Here is a 20,485-nt window from a genome sequence, read left to right on the forward strand (position 1 = left end):
GGAGCGTGCACGGTGACGATGTCGGCGCGTGCGCAGAGGTCGTCGGCGGCCGGGGCGGGCCCGGGCCGCGGACAGCGGCGCAGGCACTGCGGGTCAGGGCGTCCAGACGCCGGTGGTGGCGGTTTCGCGGGCGAAGTCGGTGAAGTCGCGCGGGGCGCGGCCGAGGACCTCGCGGACGCCGTCGACGAGGTGGGCGTTGCGGCCGTCGAGGAAGACGGCGAAGACGTCGGCGTAGGTCTGGTCCTGGCCGGCGTCCTTCAGGATGGTGCGGTACTCGTCGACGGTGACGGGGCGGTAGGTGATGGTGCGGCCGGTGGCCTTGGAGAGTTCGTCGGCGACGTCGGCGAAGCTGAGCAGGCGGGGGCCGGAGAGTTCGTAGGTGCGGCCGGTGTGGGCGGGGTCGGTCAGGGCGGTGACGGCGACGTCGGCCACGTCGTCGGCGTCGACGAAGGGGGCGAGTGTGTCGGCGGCGGGGACGGCGAGGCAGCCGGCGAGGACCGGCGGGAGGAAGAAGCACTCGGAGAAGTTCTGGTTGAACCAGTTGGAGCGCACCACGGTCCAGTCGGCGCCGGATGCCTTGAGCTGGTCCTCCGCGGCGCGGGCGCCTTCCTCGCCGATGCCGGACAGCAGCACGATGCGGCGGGCGCCGGCGGCGACGGCGGTGCGGCAGAAGGCGCCGACGGTGTCGGCGGCGCCGGGGAAGGCGAGGTCGGGGTAGTAGCTGAGGTAGACGGAGCCGGTGCCTTCGAGGGCGGCGTCCCAGGTGGCGGAGTCGTTCCAGTCGAAGGGCGGTGTGCCGGAGCGGGAGCCTGTGCGGGCGCTCCGGCCGCGTAAGCGGAGCCGTTCGGCGACGCGGCGTCCTGTCTTGCCGGTGCCGCCGGTGACGAGCGTCGGGCGGGGGTCGGTGTGCTGTGTGGGTGTCATGACATCAGTCAAACCGAGTGGTTCAACGGGGCGCCAGGGCCCTCGAGTTGGAGTCGAGGGTTCCTGGCGGGACCGGCGGCGGGCCGGTCAGGTGGACGGGCAGGGCGTGGTAGCCGAAGGCGATGAACCCCTCGGTGGGGGTGAGCTGGTCGGCGGGGACGGCGAGGCGCAGCGCGGGGAACCTCTCGAAGAGGGCGGGCAGGGCGACGGCGGCTTCCATGCGGGCGAGCGGCGCGCCGGGGCAGAAGTGGACACCGTGTCCGAAAGCGAGGTGGTCGGCCTGTCCCCTGCCGGGGCGGCGGATGTCGAACCGGTCGGCGGTGGGACCGTGTTGGCCGGGGTCGCGGCCGGCTGCGGCGTAGGCGGTGAGGATGGCTTCGCCGCGGCGGATGGTGGGGCCGCCGGGCAGCGGGATGTCGTCGACGGCGTAGCGCAGGGGGACGTTGGCGACGCTGGGGGCCCAGCGCAGGGTTTCCTCGATGGCGTCGTGCCAGGGCACGGCGCCATCGAGGACGAGCCGGAGCTGGTCGGGGTGGGTGAGCAGGGCATGGACGGCGTTGCCGATGAGGTTGACGGTGGTCTCGTTGCCGGCGCCGATGACGAGGAGGAGGGTGTCGAGGAGTTCCTGTTCGCTCAGGGTCGATCCGTCGTCGTCGCGGGCGGCGACGAGGGCGCTGGTGAGGTCGTCGCCGGGGTGGTCGCGTTTGTCGGCGACGAGGGCGGCGAGGGCCGACTGGACGTCGTGGACGGTGTGTTCGGCCTCGTCGGGGGTGAGGGTGGTGTCCATGGCGCGGGCCATGAGGTGGGCGAGGCGGGGGCGGGAGGTCTCCGGGACGCCGAACAGGTCGCAGATGACCTGCATGGGCAGCGGGTGGGCGTAGGCGGCGCGCAGGTCGACGCTTTCGCCGGGTGCGGTGTTCTCGAGGGTGTCGAGGAGCCGGGCGGTGGCGTTGCGGATGCGGGGCAGCATGGCCTGGGTGCGGCGGCCGGTGAAGGCGGGGGCGACGAGTTTGCGCAGCCGCCGGTGTTCGGGGCCGTAGGCGGTGTCCATGTTGTGCACGCCGACCCAGGTGCGGATCCAGGTGTCGTGGTGTTCGCCGCGCTGCCAGGCGGGCCAGTGGCGGCGGGGGTCCTTGGAGACGCGGGGGTCGGTGAGCAGGGACTTGAGGAGCGCGTGGGTGTTGATGGACCAGGCCTGGATGCCGGCGGGGAGTTCGACGAGGACGGCGGGGCCGAGGGCGCGCAGGCGGGCTGCTTCGCCGTGCAGGTCGCGGCCGGCCGGGTCGAGGGTGAAGGCTCGCCGGGGGCAGGCCGGGGGTGTGGGCGGCTGGGGGGCGGGCTGGTGGCCCATGGGGCGCTCCTCGGGCTCGGGCTCGGGTTCGGGTTCATGCCGGGCCGGTTGCGGTGTCGATGCGGGCGAGGCCGCGGGCGTGGCGGCGGGCTCGCCCGCGGGAGACGGCGAGCGGGTCGAAGTCGTCGCCGCGGTGCGGGAGCAGGGACGGGTCGGCGAGGACCGTGCCGCGGGTGACCTCGGGGATGAGGCGGCGGCCGAGGATCTGCGAGGCGCACATCATGGCGCCGGTGGCGACGCCTTCGATGCCGGAGCCGTAGCAGGTGCTGGTGCCGACCACGTGGAGGCCTTCGACGGCGGTGGCGGTGTCGGGGCGCTCGCCGGTCGCTCCCCAGCGGGCCAGGCCGTAGGGGGTGCCGGCGCGGGAGTGGATGTAGCGCTCGTGGGTGAGGGGGGTGGCCGCCTCGAGGTGGGTGATGTGGCCGCGGAAGGGACCGAGTGCTTCCTCCGCGGCGTTCAGCATCGCCTCGGTGAGCTGCTGTTTGCGCTGCCGGTACAGGGGGCTGCGGCGGTAGCGGCCGCCGTCGGCGGGGCTCGCTTCGGCTCCCCAGTAGGCGTGGTCGGGCGGTACGAGGGTCATGACCTGGAAGTTGCTGTGGCCTTCCGGGGCGATGTTGCGGGCGCCGGGGTCCTTGAGGGAGGAGAAGGACACGAACAAGAACGGCACCGGGTCGATGCGGTGTTCGGCCAGTTGCCGGAAGCCGTCGTCGATGTCGGTGTGCCGGTACCACCACAGGTTGGCGTTGGGGCGGTCGGCCAGGGTGGTGTCGAGGGCGACGTACAGCACGGCGAAGGGCAGCGACATGGTGGAGGTGCGGGTGCGTTCGGCGGTGTCGGCGTCGAAGTGCTCCTCGCCGACGAGGCGCTGGACGGTGCGCGTGTAGTCGGCGTTGGAGACGACCAGGGGCGCGGTGACGATGTGGCCGTCGGCGAGGGCGACGCCAGTGGCGCGGCCGGATGCGACGAGGATGCGTTCCACCCGGGTGCGGGTACGGACCTGGCCGCCGTGGGACTCGATGACCTCGACGAGGCCGGCGGGTAGCATCTGGCCGCCGCCCTTGGGGTAGTAGGCGCCGTGCAGGTAGTGGTTGATGATCGCCGCGTGGGTGGGCAGCGGGCACTGGTGGGGCGGCAGGCCGTAGGTGGGGGCGTGGGCGGCGAGGACGGTGCGGGCCTGCCGGGAGAGCGCGCAGTGGTCGAACAGGTCGGCCAGGGTGCGGTGTTCCCAGGCGGTGAAGGCGGGGCTGCGGGCGGCGAGCTGTTCACCGGTGAGATCCTCGTCGCTGAGCATTGCGGCGCGGCCCTCGGAGCCGACGGCCGAGCAGATCGCGGTGAAGGTGTCGATGCCGGAGGCATCGCCGGGTAACGCGTCGCGCAGGCGTTTGCGGTAGCCGTCCCAGCCCGCGGGCACGTCGAGGGTGAGGCCGGGGACGACGATGCGGTCGAATCCGTCCTGGTCCATGGGCAGGTAGGAGATGCGGTCCGCGAGGCCCAGGCCGCCGAAGACGGAGGGCAGCAGGCCGCCGGGGCCGCAGTCGCCGAGGTAGTGGATGCCCACGTCGAACTCGTAGCGGCGGCGGCGCCGGAAGACGTGGCTGTTGCCGCCGGCGACGTCGTGCTGCTCCAGCACGAGGACGCGCAGGCCGCTCACCGCGAGGTAGGCGGCGCAGACGAGGCCGCCGATGCCGGAGCCGACGACGACGGCATCCCATTCTTTGCGATTCGCCATGCTTCGAGGAAACCGGGCGGCTCGCAACAGGCGTGCAAGGCGCAGCCGGAGGGTGCCACTCCGGGGGGTGCTGCTCCGGGGCGGCGGGCCCCCTCCAGGCGCAGTTCGAGCATGGCGAGGTAGCTGCTGCGGTCGCCTTCCATGCGCTCGTGGACCTGGCGCAGCAGCCGGGCGACGAGGCGGTGGGTGGGCGGGGTGGTGAGAGTGTCGGCGAGCTCGACGGGGTCGGGGGTGAGGCGTTCGCGGGTGCGCTGCATGATCTGGCGCAGCAGCTGGGCCCGGTTGGCGAAGTAGTTGGAGCAGGTGCCGACGGGGACGCCTGCTTCGGCGTCGACGGCGCGCAGGGTCAGTCCGCGGGACCCTTCGCGGGCGAGGACTTCGATGGCCGCGTCGAGCAGGGCGGTGCGGCGCTGGGGGTTGTGTCGCATGGTCCTTCTCCGGCTGTTCTTTTCTCCGGACGGCACTGCTCGAGACGGCACTGCTCGGGACGCCACCGACCCCACGTCAGGTGAAGTACTGTGCCCGAAGCGTTCAGGAGCCTACCGGCCGGCGGCCGCGCGGGTGGCGGGGCCCGCGGGGGCGGCGCTCTCGGCGTCCACCAGTGCGAGGAACTCGTCCCAGTCGAAGACCCGTTCCGCCCGGTGGTCGGTGAGGGGCCCGTGGCACCACAGCACGGGACGCGGGTGGCCGGCGTCCATGAGCGCGTCGCAGTTGCCGGGCGAGTCGTCGAGGAAGACGTCGGTGAAGCGGCACGCCTTGTCGGCGGCGATCGTCAGCGAGTCGACGGGGAAGTCCCAGGCGGCCAGCCAGGCCGCCGTACGGCGCCAGGCCAGCGGCGCGGACACCCCGGTGATGGCGCGCGCGGTGATGTAGTGCAGACGGTGGCCGGCGCGGGCCAGTTCGCGGGCGGCCTCGAGCGCGCCGGGCAGCGGGGCGCCCTCGGTGAACACCACGTTCTCGTGCACGCCGCGCCCGCACAGGGCGAAGAACTCCTGCTCGCTCAGGCCCCACTGGTGGACGTACCAGTCCCATGACTCGGCCTTGGCCGAGCACGGGCGGCCCAGGGCGCCCTCGGCGTAGCGGGCGACGACGTCCACGAACGGGTAGAGCACCCCGTCGATGTCGAGACCGATGTCCAGTGTGCGGGTCACGGCAGTCCTCCTGACCTTGAACCGGCGTCGGGCGGCGGCCCGGGGACGGCGGCGCCCGGTCCGCATCGTGGGCCGGGGCCCGCAATGGCCGCGCAATGTCCGCGCAACGCTGGGCGGTGCGCGGTCGGGGTGGGGCGGCGCGGTGTGCGGGCGGGCTCCGGAAACCGGCCTTGCACCTGGCTTGCTCCCGGGGCGCTTTGCTGGCCCGTGGACGCCGGGACCGTTCCCCCACGCCGAAAGGGCCCTGCCTGTGACGCAGTACGAGCACGCCGAAGCCGCGCAAGCCGCCGATGTCGTCGTCGAAAGCTCCGGATCTGCCGGAGTCGCGGAAGCTGCCGAAGCCGTCGCCGTCGTCGGGATCGGCTGCCGGCTGCCGGGCGGGATCGACACCCCGGACGCGTACTGGACGTTCCTGCTGGAGGGCCGGGAGGCGGTCGGCGATCTGCCCGAGGGGCGCTGGGACGGCTACGCCGGCCGGCCCGGCGCCGGCCGCGCGCTGCGTTCGGCGCCGCGGCGCGGCGCGTTCCTCGCCGACGCGGCCGGTTTCGACGCCGCGTTCTTCGGCATCACGCCCCGCGAGGCCGAGCTGATGGACCCCCAGCAGCGGCTGACGCTGGAGGTGGGCTGGGAGGCGCTGGAGGACGCGGGCATCGCCCCGCACACGCTGGCCGGCTCGGACGCGGGCGTGTTCATGGGCGCCGGAAGCGACGACTACGGGCGTCAGATGCTCGAGGACCTGCCGGCGATCGAGGCCTGGTCGGGGATCGGCGCGTCGCTGTGCGCGATCGCCAACCGCCTCTCGTACGTGCTGGATCTGCGCGGCCCCAGTCTCGTCGTCGACACCGCCTGTTCGTCCTCCCTCGCCGCCCTGCACCTGGCCTGTCAGAGTCTGCGGATGCGCGAGTGCACGCACGCGCTGGCCGGCGGTGTGCACCTGGTCGCGGCCCCGGGCCTGTCGCTGGTCCTCGACGCGGCGGGCGCCACCTCCCCGGACGGGCGTTCCAAGTCCTTCGACGCCGCGGCCGACGGCTACGGCCGCGGCGAGGGCGTCGGCGTCCTCGTCCTCAAGCGGCTCGAGGACGCCCTCGCGGACGGCGATGTCGTCCGGGCCGTCATCCGCGGCAGCGCGCTGGCCCAGGACGGCCGCACGAACGGGATCATGGCGCCCAGCGGCGCGGCGCAGGAGCAGGTGGTGCGTGCCGCGCTGCGCCAGGGCGGTGTCGAGGCGCGGTCGGTGTCGTTCGTGGAGGCGCACGGCACCGGCACCCGGGTGGGCGACCCGGTGGAGGTGAACGCGCTGGCGCGGGTGTTCGGCGCCGGCCGGCCCGAGGACCGGCCGTGCATGATCGGGTCGGCGAAGGCCAACATCGGGCATCTGGAGGCGGGGGCCGGGGTCGCCGGGGTCATCAAGGCCGTCCTTGCCCTGCAGCACGGGATCGTGCCGCCGACCGCGAACATCCAGGAGCTCAACCCCGACATCGACTGGGCCGCCTCGGGGCTGTCGGTGCCCACGCTGCCGGTGCCCTGGCCGAAGGAGGACACGGTGCGGCGGGCGGGGGTGTCCGGCTTCGGCTACGGCGGCACCGTCGGCCACGTCGTACTGGAGCAGGCCCCCGTACCGGCCGCCGGGCAGGACGGGGCGTGTGCCGCTCAGGCTGCCGGGCAGGCCGGACGGCAGGCGTCGGACGGGGGCGAGCCGGGCGGCGTGCCGTGGTTGTTCGCGCTGTCCGGCGCGTCCGGCGACGACGTGTGCGCGCAGGCGGCCTCGCTCGCCGGCTGGCTGCGCGGCCCCGGCGCGCACGTGCCCCTGGACGGCGTCGCGCATACGCTGCTGGCCCGCCGCAGCCACGCCGCGCACCGGGCCACCGCCGTCGCCGAGGACCACGGCGCTCTCGCCGCGGCTCTGGAGGTGATCGCCGAGGGCGGCGCCGCTCCCGCCGTCTCGAGGGGGCGGGTGCTTCCCGGCGGCGGGGGCGGCGCCGTGTGGGTGTTCTCCGGGCACGGCTCGCAGTGGGCGGGCATGGGACGCGAACTGCTGCTCACCGACCCGGCGTTCGCGTCCGCCGTCGACCTGGTCGAGCCCGTCTTCGCCGAGGAGCTGGGCGTCTCACCGCGCCGGGTGCTGCTCGAGGGGACGCTCGGCGGCACCGATCTCGTCCAGCCGATGATCTTCGTGGTGCAGGTCGGCCTCGACGCCGTGCTGCGGGCCAGGGGCCTTGCGCCGGCGGCCGTCGTGGGCCACTCGGTCGGCGAGATCGCCGCCGCCGTCAGCGCCGGGGTGCTCGGCGTGACGGACGCCGCCCGGCTGATCTGCCGCCGCTCGGTCCTGCTGCGGCGCGCGATGGGCCGTGGTGCGATGGCCATGGTGGGCGCCGGTTTCGCCGAGGTGCAGGAGCGCCTCGCGGGCCGCCCCGATGTCGTCGCCGCGATCGCCGCCTCCCCCGCCTCCACCGTCGTCTCCGGCACACCCGAGGCCGTGGAGTCGCTGTGCGCCGCTTTCGAGGCCGAGGAGGTGATGGTGCGGCGGGTCGCCTCCGACGTCGCCTTCCACAGCCCGCAGATGGATTCGCTGCTGGGCGAACTGGCCGCAGCGGCCCGTTCGTTGCGGGTCCGTACGCCCCGGGTGCCGCTGTACTCGACCGCCTTGGACGACCCGCGCTCCACCGCCGTGCGCGACGGCGCCTACTGGGCGGCCAACCTGCGCAACCCCGTCCGGCTGGAGGCGGCGGTACGGGCGGCGGCCGACGACGGCCACCGGGTCTTCGTCGAACTGTCCGGCCACCCCGTCGTCGCCCACTCGATCGGCGAGACGCTGGAGGCGGCCGGCCACAACGACGTGCTCGTCACCGCCACCCTGCGCCGCGAGCGGCCGGAGCGCGCCACTCTCCTCGCCCATCTCGCAGCGTTGCACTGCCACGGCGCCGCCGAAGGCCTCGCGGCACCGGACGGGCTGCCGGCCGCGCTTCCCCGCCGCGCCTGGCAGCACGTCCCGTACTGGCGCAGCCCCTCCCCCCAGGGGCGGGTGGACGAGGAGCACGACACCGGCTCGGGCACCCTGCTGGGCGCGGAGGTGAGCCTGGCGGGCGCCGCCTCGCCGCGGCTGTGGCGCACCCGTCTCGACGCGGACTGCCGGCCCTATCCCGGTGCGCATCCCATCCACGGCGTCGAGGTCGTGCCCGCCGCCGTGCTGCTCAACACCTTCCTCGCCGCCGGGCGCACCGACGCTCTCGAGGACGTGGCGCTGAAGGTGCCCGTCACGGTCACCGGCGAGCTGGAGGTGCAGGTGGTGGAGCAGGCGGGCGGGATCAGTCTCGCCTCGCGCCGCGCCCCGGGCACCGGCGACGAGACGCAGACGCAGGCCCAGGCGTGGAGTACGCACACCACGGCCCGGCTCGCCCCCGCCTGCGCACAGGCCAAGGAGAAGGAGCAGGAGCAGGAGGAGGCCGTGGGGGTGCGGGAGATCCTGAGCCCCGGCGCCGTCACCGAGCGGCTGCACAAGGTCGGCGTCGGCGACGTCGGGTTCCCCTGGCAGATCACCGAACTGACCTCTGCGGACGGCCGGTTGACCGCCCGGCTGCGGCCCGCTCCCAGCGGCGCACACTCCCCCGGGCTCGCCCGCGCCTCGCTGCTGGACGCCGTGTTCTCCATTGCCCCGCTCGCCTTCGACGACGACGGCCGGCTGCGGATGCCGTCCGCCGTGCGCCGGGTCCGGCTGCCGCTGGAGCTGCCCGACGCCGTCACCGTGCACCTGCGCCCCGCTCCCGCGGCCGGCAGCCCGGACACCACCGACGCGGTGGTCCGCGGCGAGGACGGCCGGCTCCTGGGTGTCCTGGAAGGGCTCACGTTCGCCACTCTCGAGGGCGCGAGCGGCACCGGCGCCGGCCTGCCCCCGCAGCGCCTGACGCACACCATGACCTGGCCCGCGGCCCGACTGGCCGCCGAGGGACGGGCACGGTTGCGGACCGTCGCCCTGGTCGGCGACAACGCGCCCGGTGCCCTCGCCGACGAGGCGGCCCGCGCGCTCGGCGCGGCCGGTCTGCGCTGCCTGCGCGCGAAGGACACCGACGCGCTCGGCGCTCTGGTCGACGACCTCGGTCAGGGGGACGCGGTCCTGGTCCTGCCCGATGTGAGCGGCCCCCCGGCCGGTGCGGCCCGCCGCTCCGCCTGGCGGCTCGCCGCCACCGCCCAGCTGCTGCTGGCGCGCTGCGGATCGCTGCCGCCCCGGCTGTGGGCGCTGACCGAAGGCGCCTGGCAGGCCGGCGACGACGCCGTCGCGCAGAGCGCGATGCTCGGCCTGGTCCGCATCATCGCGGGCGAGCACCCCGAGCTGCACGCCCGCGCCGTCGACATCGACGCCGGCACCCCGCCCGAAGTGCTGTCCGGCCCGCTGGCCGAACTGCTGCGCGCCGCACCGGAGGCGGACGTCTACCGGGTGGGGGCGGGCGGAGTACGCGCCGCCCGTCTCACCCCGCTCGTGCCCGCGGCAACCGCCGGTGACGGCGGCGCGGGCGGGCCCGTCTGCCGGGCGGACGGCACCTATCTGATCACCGGCGGGTTCGGCGCGCTCGGTCTCGAGGTCGCCGCCTGGCTGGCCGGGCAAGGAGCGCGGCGCATCCTGCTCGCCGGCCGTACCGCCCTGCCGCCGCGCCGTTCGTGGCCCGCGCAGAGCGAGCCGGCCACCGTGCGGCGTATCGAAGCGGTGCGGCAGCTGGAGGCGCTCGGCGTGAGCGTGACGAGCGTGGCCGTCGACATCGCCGACGGGGCCGCCGCCCGGGCGGCGCTGGACACCGACGCGCTCGGTCTGCCACCCGTCCGCGGGATCGTGCACGCCGCCGGTGTGCTGGACGACCGGATGCTCGGCGACCTCGACGAGGCGTCGCTGGAGCGGGTGCTCGCGCCCAAGGCGGGCGGGGCGCTCGTGCTGGACGAGCTGTTCCCGCCCGGCAGCACCGACTTCTTCGTGCTGTTCTCCTCCGTCGGCTACCAGCTGGGGCTGACCGGGCAGTCGAGCTATGCGGCCGCCAACGCCTGCCTCGACGCCCTCGCCCGCCGCCGGCAGGCCGCCGGCGACACGGGCACGACCAGCTTCGCGTGGACGTCGTGGCGCGGTGCGGGAATGGCGGTCAGCGACTTCGTGGACGCCGAACTCGCCGACCGCGGCTGCGGCAGCGTCGATCCGGCCGACGCCCTGCGCGCCTGGGAGTACGCCGCCGGCTGCGGTGCCCAGCCCTATGTGGCCGTCCTGCCGGTCACCGGCGCCGCGTCCCTGCCCGTCCTCGGCGAGCTCGCCGCGCCCCAGGCGGGCCCCGCGGACGGGGCCGGTGAGGCGCCCGCGCTGCCCGAGGGGCTCGCGCCGGAGGAGCTGGGGCCGCTGCTGCTGGCCGAGGTCGGCCGGCTGATCGAGGCCGAACTCGGCCTGAGCGCCGAGCGGCTGGACGTGCACCGGCCGCTGACCGAGCTGGGGCTGGACTCGGTGATGACGCAGGTCCTGCGGCGCGGCCTGGAGCGGCGGCTGGGTCTCAAGCTGCCCGCCACGCTGGTGTGGAAGCACCCCACGGCGGCCGCCGTCGCCGCGTTCCTCGTCACGCAGCTGGTCCCCTCCCCCGTGTGACACCGCCCTACCCCCGTGTCCTGAGTCCTTGTTTCCGTGCCGTCCCGAAAGGACCGTTTCCATGCGCCACGACGACATCCATCTCGCCGCGACCGGTGCCTGGCACCCCAAGACGGTGCCGGTCGACGAGGCGATCGCCGACGGCCGCTACAGCCGCGAGTTCCAGCGCGCCACCGGACAGCAGCGGGTCGCCGTCGCCGACGACGACGCCGACTCGCAGCCCGCCATGGCGATACGCGCCGCCCGCACCGCGCTCGGCCGCTCGGGCATCGGCGCGGACCGGTTCGGTCTGCTGCTGCACGGTGTGGCCACCCACAACGGGCTGCCCGGCTGGAACGCCGCCTCCTACCTTCAGCACCATGTCCTCGACGGGCACGGGGTGTCCTTCGAGATCCACCAGCTGTCCAACTCGGCGGTCGGAGCGCTGGAGTTGGCGTGCACGCACCTGGCGGCAGGTCCGGCCGGCCGGGCCGCGATGATCACCGCGGCGGACCGGTTCGGCGACCGGGCCTGGGACCGGTGGCGCTCCGCGCCGCCCGTCTTCGTCTTCGGCGACGGCGCGAGTGCCGCCGTGGTGGCGCGCGGGAGCGGCTTCGCCCGCGTCTCGGCGACCGTGTCCGTCGCCGACACCGGCCTGGAGGGCATGCAGCGCGGTGCGATGCCGTTCTCCGCCGACCCGGCACAGGGTTATCCGATCGGCTTCTTCGACCGGGTGATGGAGTTCTCCGACACCCTCGCCGGCGGGCTGGACGAGGCCAAGCGGCGCATGGCGGACCTGATGCACCGCGCGGGCGCCGCCGCCCTGGCCGAAGCCGGCATCACCGCCGCCGACGTGCGCTGGGTCGCCGGTCCGGCGCTCGGCCGCGAGGCCCTGTACGAGCAGTGCCTGGACCCGCTGGGCATCGACATCGACCGCTCGACGTGGCCCTTCGCCCGCCGTGTCGGGCACGTCGGCTGCACGGACCAGTTCGCCGCCCTCGACGACCTGATCACCTCCGGGGCGGTCGAAGCGGGCGACAGGGTCCTGATCGCCGGTCTCGGCGGCGGCTACAACTGCACCGTCGCCGTACTGGAATTCACCGAAACACCCGGGGCGGACCGATGTCGCTGACCCCGGCCGCGGTGTGCGTCCCTGCGCATGTGCGCCGCTATCTGGAGCCGGGCCGCTACGTGGACAGCGCCCACCCGGCCGTGCGGGAGGCGGCGGCCCGTATCGCGCCCGGCGCGCACGGCGGCGACAAGGCCCGCGCCCTGTACGAGCAGGTGCGTGACACGGTCGGCTACTGCAGCATCCCGCCGGGCCGGGCGATCTCCATGGGCGCCTACCTGCGCGACGTGGAGACCTACCGGGCCAGCAGTGTGCTGGCCGAGGGGCACGGCTTCTGCGTGAGCAAGGCGTCGCTGCTCACCGCGCTCGCGCGGGCGTCGCACATCCCGGCCCGGGTGGCGTTCGCCGACGTCGTCAACCACCACCACACCGGGCGGCGGCTGCGCGCGGCCACCGGCACCGACGTGTTCGCCTGGCACGGTTACAGCGAACTGTGGCTGAACGGCCGCTGGGTGAAGGCGACGCCGATGTTCCACCGGGAGCTGTGCGACCGGCTGGGCGTGGCGCCCACCGTCTTCGACGGCAGGACGGACGCGCTGCTGCCGGCGACGGACCGGCGCGGGGCGGCGTTCTTCTCCTACGCCGCCCGGCACGGCAGCTTCCACGACGTTCCCGTCCGGTTCCTGGCCACCCAAATGCCGCAGCGCTATCCGGGGCTCGACGACTACCGGCAGGTGTCGGACCCGGGTACGGGCCGGGTCGGGTGACGCTCCGTCATGCCTCGTACGCAGGGCGGACCCCGGCGGGGTGACGCCCGTCGGGGCGTGGCGGGTGGTGCGGGGCGTGGCGCGCTCAGGCGGTGCGCGGGGCGTGGGGCGGCATGGCGGGCGGGACTGCGGCGGCCGGGCGGGGCGGGGTGGCGCGGCCGTGGAGCTTGAGGCAGTGCGCCAGGCATCCCAGGGCCGCCGTGCACAGCAGGGTGCGCATGATGTTGGTGGTCTCCCAGATGCCCTTGAACTTGTCGAGGAGGGAGAAGTCGCTCACCTTGGCCGGGTCGCCCAGCTGGGCGAGCTCGTTGTTCAGGGGGATGTTGACGGAGAACGTGATGAGCAGCGCGACCAGGTAGAGGGACGCGGCGATCGCGGCCCACAGGGCCGGTGAGCGGCGGCCGCGGCGGTATTCGATGACGGCGGCGGTGGTGGTGGCGATGAACGCGGCGATGAAGACGAGGGCGAACAGGCCGCTGTTGTCGATGAGCTGGTTGAAGTTCTGCATCGCCTCGACGTAGACCCGGTCGTGGGTGCGGGCCAGGCCCGGCATGATCGACACGTCGAAGGTGAAGAACAGCCCGGACATCAGCCCCATGGTGATGGTCGAGAGCACGAGCAGGATGCCGGTCGACCTGCTCGGCGCGGGGGCGGGCGGGACCGGCTGGGGCGGCACGGGCGCGTACGGGTTCACGGGGCCGTAGTGGTGGTACGGGTTGGCAGACATCGGGTCGTCCTCACTGTGGTCGTGTCCGACGCTCACGAAGCTCGCGAACGGTGCCGGGCCGGTGCGCGCAAGCATCGGGAGCCTAGGACGGGGCCGGGCGGGCAGACGGGTTTCGCGAGCGGGGCTGGACGCGCTCTCGAGGCGGCAAAGGCCGGCGGGCCCGCGTCGGGGGCCGTGCCCCGCAGGTCGGGGGCGGGCGGCGGGGGCGAGGGGGTTTTCGACGGTTTCTCGAGCGGGTGCTGAGAGCGTGCGCGGGGCGCTGTCCGCGCCGCCACGCTCCGGAGGAGGCCGTGATGACCGCGCAGATCTTCGACAGGCCGGCCCTGCCGGCGGCCGCTGCGGCCGGCGGGGCGCCGCGGGTACGGCGGCCCGCCGCGGCGCTCGCGGTGATCGCCGGATGCAACGCGATGATCCAGCTCGACGACCCGATCGTGAACATCGCGCTGCCCGGTATGCGTGCGGACCTCGGCCTGACGGCCGTGGGCGCCTCGTGGGTGGTCACCGCCTTTTCGCTGGCATTCGGCGGGCTGCTGCTGCTCGGCGGCCGGGCCGGTGACATCCTGGGCCGCCGCCGGGTGTTCATGGCCGGGGTGTCGCTGTTCACAGCGGCCGCCGCGCTGCGCGGGGCGGCCTCGTCGGGCGAGATGCTGATCGCGGTGCGGGCGGTGCAGGGCGCGGGCGCCGCGCTGGCCGCACCCAGCGGGCTGGCGCTGCTGCTGAGCATGTTCCCGCAAGGGGCCGCGCGGACCCGGGCGATCGCGGTGTGCACGGCGGTCGGGGCGCTCAGCACGGCGGGCGGGCTGCTGCTGGCGGGTGCGCTGACCTCGCTCAGCTCCTGGCGGTGGGTGGTGTATCTGGACGTGCCCCTGGGGGTGGCGATCGTTGTGGCCGCGCCGTTCGTGCTCGCCGAGACGCCGCGGGCACGGGGCCGTTTCGACGCGGCCGGGGCGCTGGTGTCGGCGGTGGGGGCGGCGGCGCTGGTGTTCGGGCTGGCGCGGGCCGCGGAACGGCCGCTGTCGGATGTGACGGTGGTCGGCAGTGTGCTGGCCGGGCTGGTGCTGCTGGCGGTGTTCGCGGGGATCGAGCGTCGTGCCCGGCAGCCGATCGTTGTGCCCGCGCTGTTCGCCGACCGGGACCGGCTGCTGGCGTATGCGGCGACGCTGGCGATTCCCGGCGCTTTGATCGGCACGTACTTCTTCCTCAACCAGTTCTTCCAGGCGGAGCGCGGCTGGCCGGCGCTGGCGGCGGCGTTCGCGCTGCTGCCGCTGCCGGTGACGATGGCGCTGACGGCGAGCGTCTGCCCGCGGCTGCTGCGGCGCTTGGGTGCGCGGCGGATGCTGGCCGTGGGGGCGGGCCTGCTGGGGCTGGCCAATGTGTGGCTGGCGCTGGGCGCGCAGGGCCGGTACGCGGTGGCGGTGTTCCCGGCGCTGGTGCTGCTGGGGGCGGGGATGGCGTGCAGCGTGCTGCCGCCGACGGTGCTGGCGACCTCGTCGCTGCGGGCCGGTGAGGCCGGGGCCGCGGCGGGTGTGCTGAACGCGGTGCAGAGCGTGGGCGGTTCCCTGGGTCTGGTGACGCTGGTGACGGTGGCCGCGCACGGGGCGGGCATGGCGGGCGGGTTCGCCACGGGCGCGGTGTTCGCGGTGCTGGCGCTGGGGGCCGCCGCCGGACTGCGGAGGCGGCCGCCGGGCACCACCCTCAGCTGATGCGCATCTGGGCCATCATGCCCATCGCGGAGTGGTCGAGCAGGTGACAGTGGTAGACGTAGGTGCCGCGGTAGGTGTCGAACGTGGCGTGCAGCCGTACGGTCTCGCCGGGCAGCAGCCGCACCGTGTCCTTGAGGCCCGACTCGGAGGCGTCCGGGGCCTTCCCGTTGCGCTCGAGGACCCTGAACTGCACCAGGTGCAGGTGGAAGTTGTGCGGGACGAGGGTGCCCGGGTTGGTGACGGTCCAGATCTCGCCGGCCCCGTGGCGGATGCGGGTGTCGATGCGGTCGTGGTCGAACACCTTGCCGTTGATCAGGCCCTGGGCGCCCGGGGCGCCGCTCTCGTCGCTCATGCGCAACTCGAAGGAGCGCTCGACACTCGCGGCGGGCAGCGGCGGCAGGGTGCGCAGCACGGACGGGACACGGCTGGGGTCGGCCGCGGTGCGCACCACGTCGAAGCGCAGGACCTGGCCCACCTGGTCGGGGCTGCCGGGTCCCAGGGTGTTCTCCAGCACCAGCCGGGTGCCCACCGGGTAGCGGGAGAAGTCGATGACGATGTCGGCCCGTTCGGCGGGTGAGAGCCACAGGGCGTCGGTGGTCGCCGGGGCGGGCAGCAGGCCGCCGTCGGAGCCGATCTGGGTGAAGGTGCTGCCGTCGGCGAGCCGTAGGCGGAAGAAGCGCAGGTTGGAGGAGTTCAGCAGCCGGAAGCGGTACTTGCGGGCGGCGACCTCGAGGTAGGGGTAGGGCTTGCCGTTGGCGAGGAGGGTGGTGCGGCCCAGTGCGTCGTCCATCTCGTAGATGAGCCGGCCCGCCTCGTCGAAGCGGGCGTCGCGCAGGGCGATGGGGATGTCGTAGGCGCCGGCGGGCAGCGGCAGGGCGCGTTCGGTGTCGTCGGTGAGCAGGTAGGAGCCGGACAGGCCGCGGTAGACGTGTTCGGACTCGTGGTGGTGGGCGTGGTCGTGGTACCAGAGCGGGGCGTGCGGCTGCTGGTTGGGATAGGTGTAGGTGCGGGTGGTGCCGGGGGCGAAGGTGTCCATGGGGGCGCCGTCGTCGCCGGGCGGCACCGAGGCGCCGTGCAGGTGGACCGAGGCCGGGGTGTCGAGGGCGTTGCGGTGGCGGACGACGACCGGCCGGCCGGATCTGGCTCTGATGGTGGGGCCCGGGAAGTGGCCGTTGTAGGTGAGGACCTCGGTGCTGACGCCGGGAAGTATCTCCTTGCGGACACGTCGCAGGGTCAGGGCGTAGGTGTCCTTGCCTCCGCTGGTGGAGACGGGGGCGAGGACGGGCGGCTGGGGCAGCGGGACGGCGAAGTGGGGTGCGTTCGCGGCGCGGGTGCCGGCCTGGGCGTTGCGCGCCTGGAGCAGCGGGGTGAGGGCGGCTGCGGTGAACAGCGAGGCTCCGGTGGTGGCGAGGGCTGCGCCGAGCACGCGACGGCGGGTGACCATGGTGTTCTCCCTTGAGGGCAGGGTGCGGGCCCGGTGAGTGCAGCACGGCCGGCTCGCACGACGCTGGGGCCCGGCGGGCTCGGCGGGCGTCGCGTTGCGTTGCGCGGCGGGCACGGCGGGCGTTGTGTTGCGCGGCAGGCGGCGTTGCGGGGCGGGTGCGGCGTTGCGGGGGTGTTGCGCCGCTGTCCGTATACCTGGTGCGTCGGTTGTGCCGCCTGGGAGGACAGTTGTCGTGGATCTTCGTTACTGGCTTCCGCGCGCGGTGGATGTCGTCGAGCGGTTCGGTGAGCGGTTCGGCCCGTTCACGGCCCATCCCAGCCACCACGTCGACGACGCGGCGTTCGCGCCGGTCTTCGAACGGTTCGCCAAGCGCCTGGACGACAACTATCCGTTCTTCCATCCCGTCTACGCGGGCCAGATGGTCAAGCCGCCGCATCCGGCGGCCGTGGTCGGCTATGCGACGGCGATGCTGTTCAACCCCAACAACCATGCCGCCGAGGGCGGACCGGCGACCACCGAGATGGAACGGGAGTGCGTGGCCGCGCTCGGGGAGATGTTCGGTCTGGTGCGGCCGCTGGGCCATCTGACGACCAGCGGCACGATGGCGAACCTGGAGGCCCTGTACGTGGCGCGCCAGTCCCATCCGGGACGCGGTGTGGCCTACAGCGCCGAGAGCCACTACACGCACGAGCGGATGTGCCATGTGCTGGGCATGGAGGGCCACCGGGTGCCGGCCGACGCGCAGGGCCGGATCGAACTCGAGGCGCTGGAGCGGCTGCTGGCGACGGGCCGGGTCGGCACGGTGGTCGTGACGCTGGGCACGACGGGCCTGGGTGCGGTCGACGCGGTGCACGAGGTGCTGCCGATGGCGCGCCGCCACGGGGCCCGGGTCCATGTGGACGCGGCCTACGGCGGCTTCTACGCGCTGCTGGGCCGCTCGGAGCGGCCGGAGGGCCTGGACGTGCGGCCGTGGCGGGCGGTGGCCGCGTGCGACTCGGTGGTGGTCGACCCGCACAAGCACGGGCTGCAGCCGTACGGCTGCGGGGCGGTGCTGTTCAACGATCCTGGGGCCGGGCGGCATTTCGCGCACGACTCCCCCTACACCTACTTCACGCAGGCCGAGCTGCACCTGGGCGAGATCAGCCTGGAGTGTTCGCGGGCGGGAGCGGCGGCGGCGGGTCTGTGGCTGACGCTGCAGCTGCTGCCGCTGAACCGGGACGGTTTCGGCGAGATGCTCGCCGCGAGCCGTCGTGCCGCGCTCGGCTGGGCCGACCTGCTGGACGCCTCCGAGGTGCTGGAGCTGTACCAGCGGCCGGACCTCGACATCGTCACGTATGTGCCCGCGGTGCGGCCCATGTCGCTCACGGCCGTCGACGCGGCCTGCGAGCAGCTGCTGCACGAGGGCATGTACGCGGCCGAGGATCCGGTGTTCCTGAGCGTGCTGCGCGCGGACGCCGACGCGTTCGCCCGGCGTCTGCCCCACGTGGTGCGGGACGCCGGTGCGGCACGGGTGATGCGCAGTGTTCTGATCAAGCCGGAGGCCGAGCTCCATCTCGACCGGCTCCACGCCAGGGTGGAGCAGTTGGCCGCCCTGGCCGCCGGGGGGCAGTAGTCGGGCCCCGGGGCGCGGACGGCCGGCGCCGTTCTTTTTGGAGGGATGGGTCCCTTGTCCTCGTTCACAGTCCCGGCGGCGCCCGGCATCGGCCGGTCCGCGTCGCGGGCCGAGACCGATGCGCTGGCCGCTTTGCTGGCCGATGCCTTCTTCGACGATCCGCTGACCCGCTGGATCACTCCCGACGACGCGCGGCGGGCGCGGCTGCTGCCCGGCTTCTTCAAGGTGGTGCTGTCCATGTCGTTCGCGTTCGACGCGGTGCGCACCACGGCCGCCGCGGACGCGGTGCTGACCTTCCTGCCGCCCGGCGGCTGGGAGGAGGCCGAGCGGCAGGGCGAGAGTTATACAGAGCAGTTCGAGCAGATGCTGGGCGAGGACGCGGCCCGGCTGGCGGTGATCGGCGCCGCGCAGGCCGAGCGCCATCCGGTGGACCGGCCGCACTACTACCTGGCGTTCGGCGCGGTGCGCGGCCCGGCCCGCGGCGCGGGCGTGATGGCGGCCCTGGTGGGCGAGATGACCGCGCTCGCCGACGCGCAGGGCGTGGGCACGTATGCGGAGGCGAGTTCCCCCGGTGGTGAGAAGTCGTGCCTGCGGCACGGCTTCACACCCTTGGGGGATCCGATCGTCCTGCCGGGCAAGGGGTCGTCGCTGCGCCCGCTGTGGAGGGATCCGCGGTGAGGGGCGACGAGACGCTGCGGATCTTCTCGGCCGACGAGGTGGAGCGCGGTCAGGTGCCCGACGGGCAGGCGGGACCGCTGCGGCAGGTGCTGGAGTGGAGCCGTGAGTTCCTGGTGAGCGGCCATCCGCTGCTGGGCCGCAGCGGGCCGGTGTGTCCGTACACGCAGCCGTCGCTGCGCCGCGAGCTGTTCCTGCTGGCGGTGCCGGCGGCGGACGGCGAGGCGGACCTGGCGGACGCCGTCGCGCATCTGCGGGTCTGGTACGAGAAGCTGTCGGTGGACCTGGAGGAGGAGGACCGGGAGCTGCTGACGCTGCTGATGGTCCTGCCGCACCTGGACGCGAGCGACTCGGCGCCGCTGGATGCTCTGCAGCGGGCGGCGAAGGACGAGTTCGTCGCCGAGGGGCTGATGATCGGCCAGTTCCATCCGGTGTGCGCGGAACCGGGCCTGTGGAACGAGGAGTTCCGGCCGTTGCGTTCGCCGGTTCCGCTGCTGGCGGTGCGCCGGCTGCTGGTGTTCGATCTGCCGTTCCTGGTGAACACCGACCGTCATCTGGCGCACTATCTGCGGCAGTTCGCGCCGGCGATTCCGGCGCGGATACGGGACCAGCTGGTGAGCCGGGTCGTGTCCTGACCGGCCCGCACGAAAGTGGCCCCGGCCCCCCTTTTCACGGGGGGCCGGGGCCACGTCGTGTGCGGCGGGCGGTTTCAGCGGCGCAGGCATTCCTCGAGGAAGGCGAGGGCGCGCAGGTGGTAGGGGCGGGCGGCCCAGCCGAGGCTGATGTTGTGGCCGGCCGCGTCCTGGCGGTCGACGCGTACCCGGGGCGAGGCCGTGAGGCGGGCGGCCATGGCCGTGAGGGAGGCGTCGTCGGTGTGCCACCACTGCTCGTGTTCGGCGAACGTGAGGCGCACGGGCACCCGGACGCGGGGGGCGAGCTGCCGGTAGCGCAGCGGCCAGGGCGGGCCGGGGTCGTGTTCCTCGCGGTGGGGGGTGGCGGCCATCAGGTCGCGGGCGGCACGGAAGGTGCCGGGCGGATAGAGGCCGAGCGGCCCCCAGTTGAGGCCCGCGGCGCCGCCTCCAAGGGTGGCGGGGAAGTGGCGGGCGGCGGGGGCGTACTGCTCGCCGAGGCCGTTGATGTCCAGGCCGATCAGGGTGCTCTCGGTGTCGTCGGCCGCGGCGTGCAGGGCGAGTTTCCCGCCGTAGGAGTGGGCGACGAGGAAGAACCCGGCGCCGGTGGGGTGTTCGCCGGCGAACGCGGCCAGGGCCCGGTGCAGGGTCTGCGACTGTGCGGCGAGCGGCTGGCCTTCGGGCAGGCGGGCGGCCAGGCGGCCGTAGCCGGGGCGGTCGAGGGCGAGGACGGGGTGGCCGAGGCGGGCGGCGAGGGTGAGCAGGGACAGGTCGCGGTGGGCGGGGGCGTGGAAGTAGCGGGCCTGCATGCCGAGGCCGTGGACGGCGACGACGACGGCGCGCGGGGCGGTGGCGGGGTGGGCGGGGCGCGCGTAGAGGCCGGAGACGGGCAGGGCGCCGGCCTGGAGGGTGATCTCCTCGATCCGCACCTCGGGGGCCGCTCCTGGGGTGCCCGCTCCCCCGCGGGCGGGAGGTGTCGTGTCTGCGGGTGGTGGTGCGGCCGCCGGGCCGGTTCCGTCCGGGTGCCCAGTGGCGCCCCCGGCGCCGTTCCCTCCCCCGCCGGCCCGTCTCCCGCCCTCTTGCCTGCGCCCGGTGCCGTGTGCCGCGCCCGGGC

General features: G+C 74.3%; 15 protein-coding genes. 7 read left to right on the forward strand and 8 right to left on the reverse strand.

The annotated features are described in order from the left end of the window. Window positions 1-93: 93 nt before the first annotated feature. The 5 genes from ABZ070_RS23855 to ABZ070_RS23875 all read right to left on the reverse strand — a co-directional run bounded on the left by ABZ070_RS23855 (window position 94) and on the right by ABZ070_RS23875 (window position 5,155). A complete protein-coding gene (locus ABZ070_RS23855) occupies window positions 94-924 on the reverse strand; it encodes an NmrA family NAD(P)-binding protein (RefSeq protein WP_356637062.1) in 831 nt (276 codons plus the stop codon). A 22-nt stretch (window positions 925-946) separates the two neighbouring features. Then, complete coding sequence (locus ABZ070_RS23860) at window positions 947-2,275, reverse strand: cytochrome P450 (protein ID WP_356637064.1); 1,329 nt, start codon at window positions 2,273-2,275, stop codon at window positions 947-949. A gap of 34 nt (window positions 2,276-2,309) precedes the next feature. Beyond that, window positions 2,310-4,004, reverse strand: coding sequence for an NAD(P)/FAD-dependent oxidoreductase (locus ABZ070_RS23865; RefSeq protein WP_356637066.1), 1,695 nt, complete (start codon window positions 4,002-4,004; stop codon window positions 2,310-2,312). Next, a complete protein-coding gene (locus ABZ070_RS23870; protein WP_356637068.1) occupies window positions 3,923-4,432 on the reverse strand; it encodes a TetR family transcriptional regulator in 510 nt (169 codons plus the stop codon). The genes ABZ070_RS23865 and ABZ070_RS23870 overlap by 82 nt, the downstream gene beginning before the upstream one ends. Window positions 4,433-4,543: 111 nt before the next feature. Then, complete coding sequence (locus tag ABZ070_RS23875; RefSeq protein ID WP_356637071.1) at window positions 4,544-5,155, reverse strand: hypothetical protein; 612 nt, start codon at window positions 5,153-5,155, stop codon at window positions 4,544-4,546. Window positions 5,156-5,405: 250 nt separating this feature from the next. On the opposite strand from ABZ070_RS23875, the gene ABZ070_RS23880 reads away from it, so the two are divergent. The 3 genes from ABZ070_RS23880 (at window position 5,406) to ABZ070_RS23890 (ending at window position 12,581) form a co-directional block, all read left to right on the forward strand. Further along, window positions 5,406-10,766, forward strand: coding sequence for a beta-ketoacyl synthase N-terminal-like domain-containing protein (locus ABZ070_RS23880; RefSeq protein ID WP_356637073.1), 5,361 nt, complete (start codon window positions 5,406-5,408; stop codon window positions 10,764-10,766). Window positions 10,767-10,827: 61 nt separating this feature from the next. Beyond that, window positions 10,828-11,877, forward strand: a complete 1,050-nt coding sequence (locus ABZ070_RS23885; protein ID WP_356637075.1) for a ketoacyl-ACP synthase III family protein — start codon at window positions 10,828-10,830, stop codon at window positions 11,875-11,877. Then, window positions 11,868-12,581 (forward strand): transglutaminase-like domain-containing protein, encoded by a 714-nt coding sequence (locus ABZ070_RS23890; protein ID WP_356637077.1) that lies wholly within the window; start codon window positions 11,868-11,870, stop codon window positions 12,579-12,581. The genes ABZ070_RS23885 and ABZ070_RS23890 overlap by 10 nt, the downstream gene beginning before the upstream one ends. Before the next feature lie 85 nt (window positions 12,582-12,666). On the opposite strand, the gene ABZ070_RS23895 is transcribed toward ABZ070_RS23890, so the two are convergent. After that, a complete protein-coding gene (locus ABZ070_RS23895; protein ID WP_356637079.1) occupies window positions 12,667-13,308 on the reverse strand; it encodes a DUF1772 domain-containing protein in 642 nt (213 codons plus the stop codon). Window positions 13,309-13,601: 293 nt separating this feature from the next. Between ABZ070_RS23895 and ABZ070_RS23900 the strand changes: the two genes are divergently transcribed. Next, window positions 13,602-15,011: an MFS transporter gene (locus ABZ070_RS23900; protein ID WP_356637081.1), complete on the forward strand. Its 1,410-nt coding sequence runs from the start codon at window positions 13,602-13,604 to the stop codon at window positions 15,009-15,011. On the opposite strand, the gene ABZ070_RS23905 is transcribed toward ABZ070_RS23900, so the two are convergent. After that, window positions 15,004-16,455 carry a multicopper oxidase domain-containing protein gene (locus ABZ070_RS23905; protein WP_356637083.1) on the reverse strand — a complete coding sequence of 484 codons (1,452 nt, stop codon included), beginning with the start codon at window positions 16,453-16,455 and terminating at the stop codon, window positions 15,004-15,006. The genes ABZ070_RS23900 and ABZ070_RS23905 overlap by 8 nt on opposite strands. Before the next feature lie 232 nt (window positions 16,456-16,687). Here ABZ070_RS23905 and ABZ070_RS23910 point away from each other — a divergent pair, with 232 nt between their 5' ends. From ABZ070_RS23910 to ABZ070_RS23920, 3 genes are read left to right on the forward strand one after another with little or no spacing between them, the layout of a single operon-like run. Further along, window positions 16,688-18,067, forward strand: coding sequence for an aminotransferase class V-fold PLP-dependent enzyme (locus ABZ070_RS23910; RefSeq protein WP_356637085.1), 1,380 nt, complete (start codon window positions 16,688-16,690; stop codon window positions 18,065-18,067). Between the two features lie 54 nt (window positions 18,068-18,121). Next, window positions 18,122-18,745 carry a hypothetical protein gene (locus tag ABZ070_RS23915; protein WP_356637087.1) on the forward strand — a complete coding sequence of 208 codons (624 nt, stop codon included), beginning with the start codon at window positions 18,122-18,124 and terminating at the stop codon, window positions 18,743-18,745. Further along, on the forward strand, window positions 18,742-19,377 hold the full coding sequence (locus ABZ070_RS23920) for a DUF6875 domain-containing protein (RefSeq protein WP_356637089.1): 636 nt from the start codon (window positions 18,742-18,744) through the stop codon (window positions 19,375-19,377). Before ABZ070_RS23915 ends, ABZ070_RS23920 begins: the two co-directional genes overlap by 4 nt. 74 nt (window positions 19,378-19,451) lie before the next feature. On the opposite strand, the gene ABZ070_RS23925 is transcribed toward ABZ070_RS23920, so the two are convergent. Further along, on the reverse strand, window positions 19,452-20,300 hold the full coding sequence (locus ABZ070_RS23925) for an alpha/beta hydrolase (RefSeq protein ID WP_356637091.1): 849 nt from the start codon (window positions 20,298-20,300) through the stop codon (window positions 19,452-19,454). Window positions 20,301-20,485: the final 185 nt, after the last annotated feature.

The organism is Streptomyces sp. NPDC006283 (genome assembly GCF_040613325.1).
Taxonomy (GTDB): domain Bacteria; phylum Actinomycetota; class Actinomycetes; order Streptomycetales; family Streptomycetaceae; genus Streptomyces.

What these genes read in the sequence shown, in the direction of transcription:
- ABZ070_RS23855 (WP_356637062.1), bottom strand. Translation starts at nt 924, where the DNA reads ATGACACCCACACAGCACACCGACCCCCGCCCGACGCTCGTCACCGGC.
- ABZ070_RS23860 (WP_356637064.1), bottom strand. Translation starts at nt 2,275, where the DNA reads ATGGGCCACCAGCCCGCCCCCCAGCCGCCCACACCCCCGGCCTGCCCC.
- ABZ070_RS23865 (WP_356637066.1), bottom strand. Translation starts at nt 4,004, where the DNA reads ATGGCGAATCGCAAAGAATGGGATGCCGTCGTCGTCGGCTCCGGCATC.
- ABZ070_RS23870 (WP_356637068.1), bottom strand. Translation starts at nt 4,432, where the DNA reads ATGCGACACAACCCCCAGCGCCGCACCGCCCTGCTCGACGCGGCCATC.
- ABZ070_RS23885 (WP_356637075.1), top strand. Translation starts at nt 10,828, where the DNA reads ATGCGCCACGACGACATCCATCTCGCCGCGACCGGTGCCTGGCACCCC.
- ABZ070_RS23890 (WP_356637077.1), top strand. Translation starts at nt 11,868, where the DNA reads ATGTCGCTGACCCCGGCCGCGGTGTGCGTCCCTGCGCATGTGCGCCGC.
- ABZ070_RS23895 (WP_356637079.1), bottom strand. Translation starts at nt 13,308, where the DNA reads ATGTCTGCCAACCCGTACCACCACTACGGCCCCGTGAACCCGTACGCG.
- ABZ070_RS23900 (WP_356637081.1), top strand. Translation starts at nt 13,602, where the DNA reads ATGACCGCGCAGATCTTCGACAGGCCGGCCCTGCCGGCGGCCGCTGCG.
- ABZ070_RS23905 (WP_356637083.1), bottom strand. Translation starts at nt 16,455, where the DNA reads ATGGTCACCCGCCGTCGCGTGCTCGGCGCAGCCCTCGCCACCACCGGA.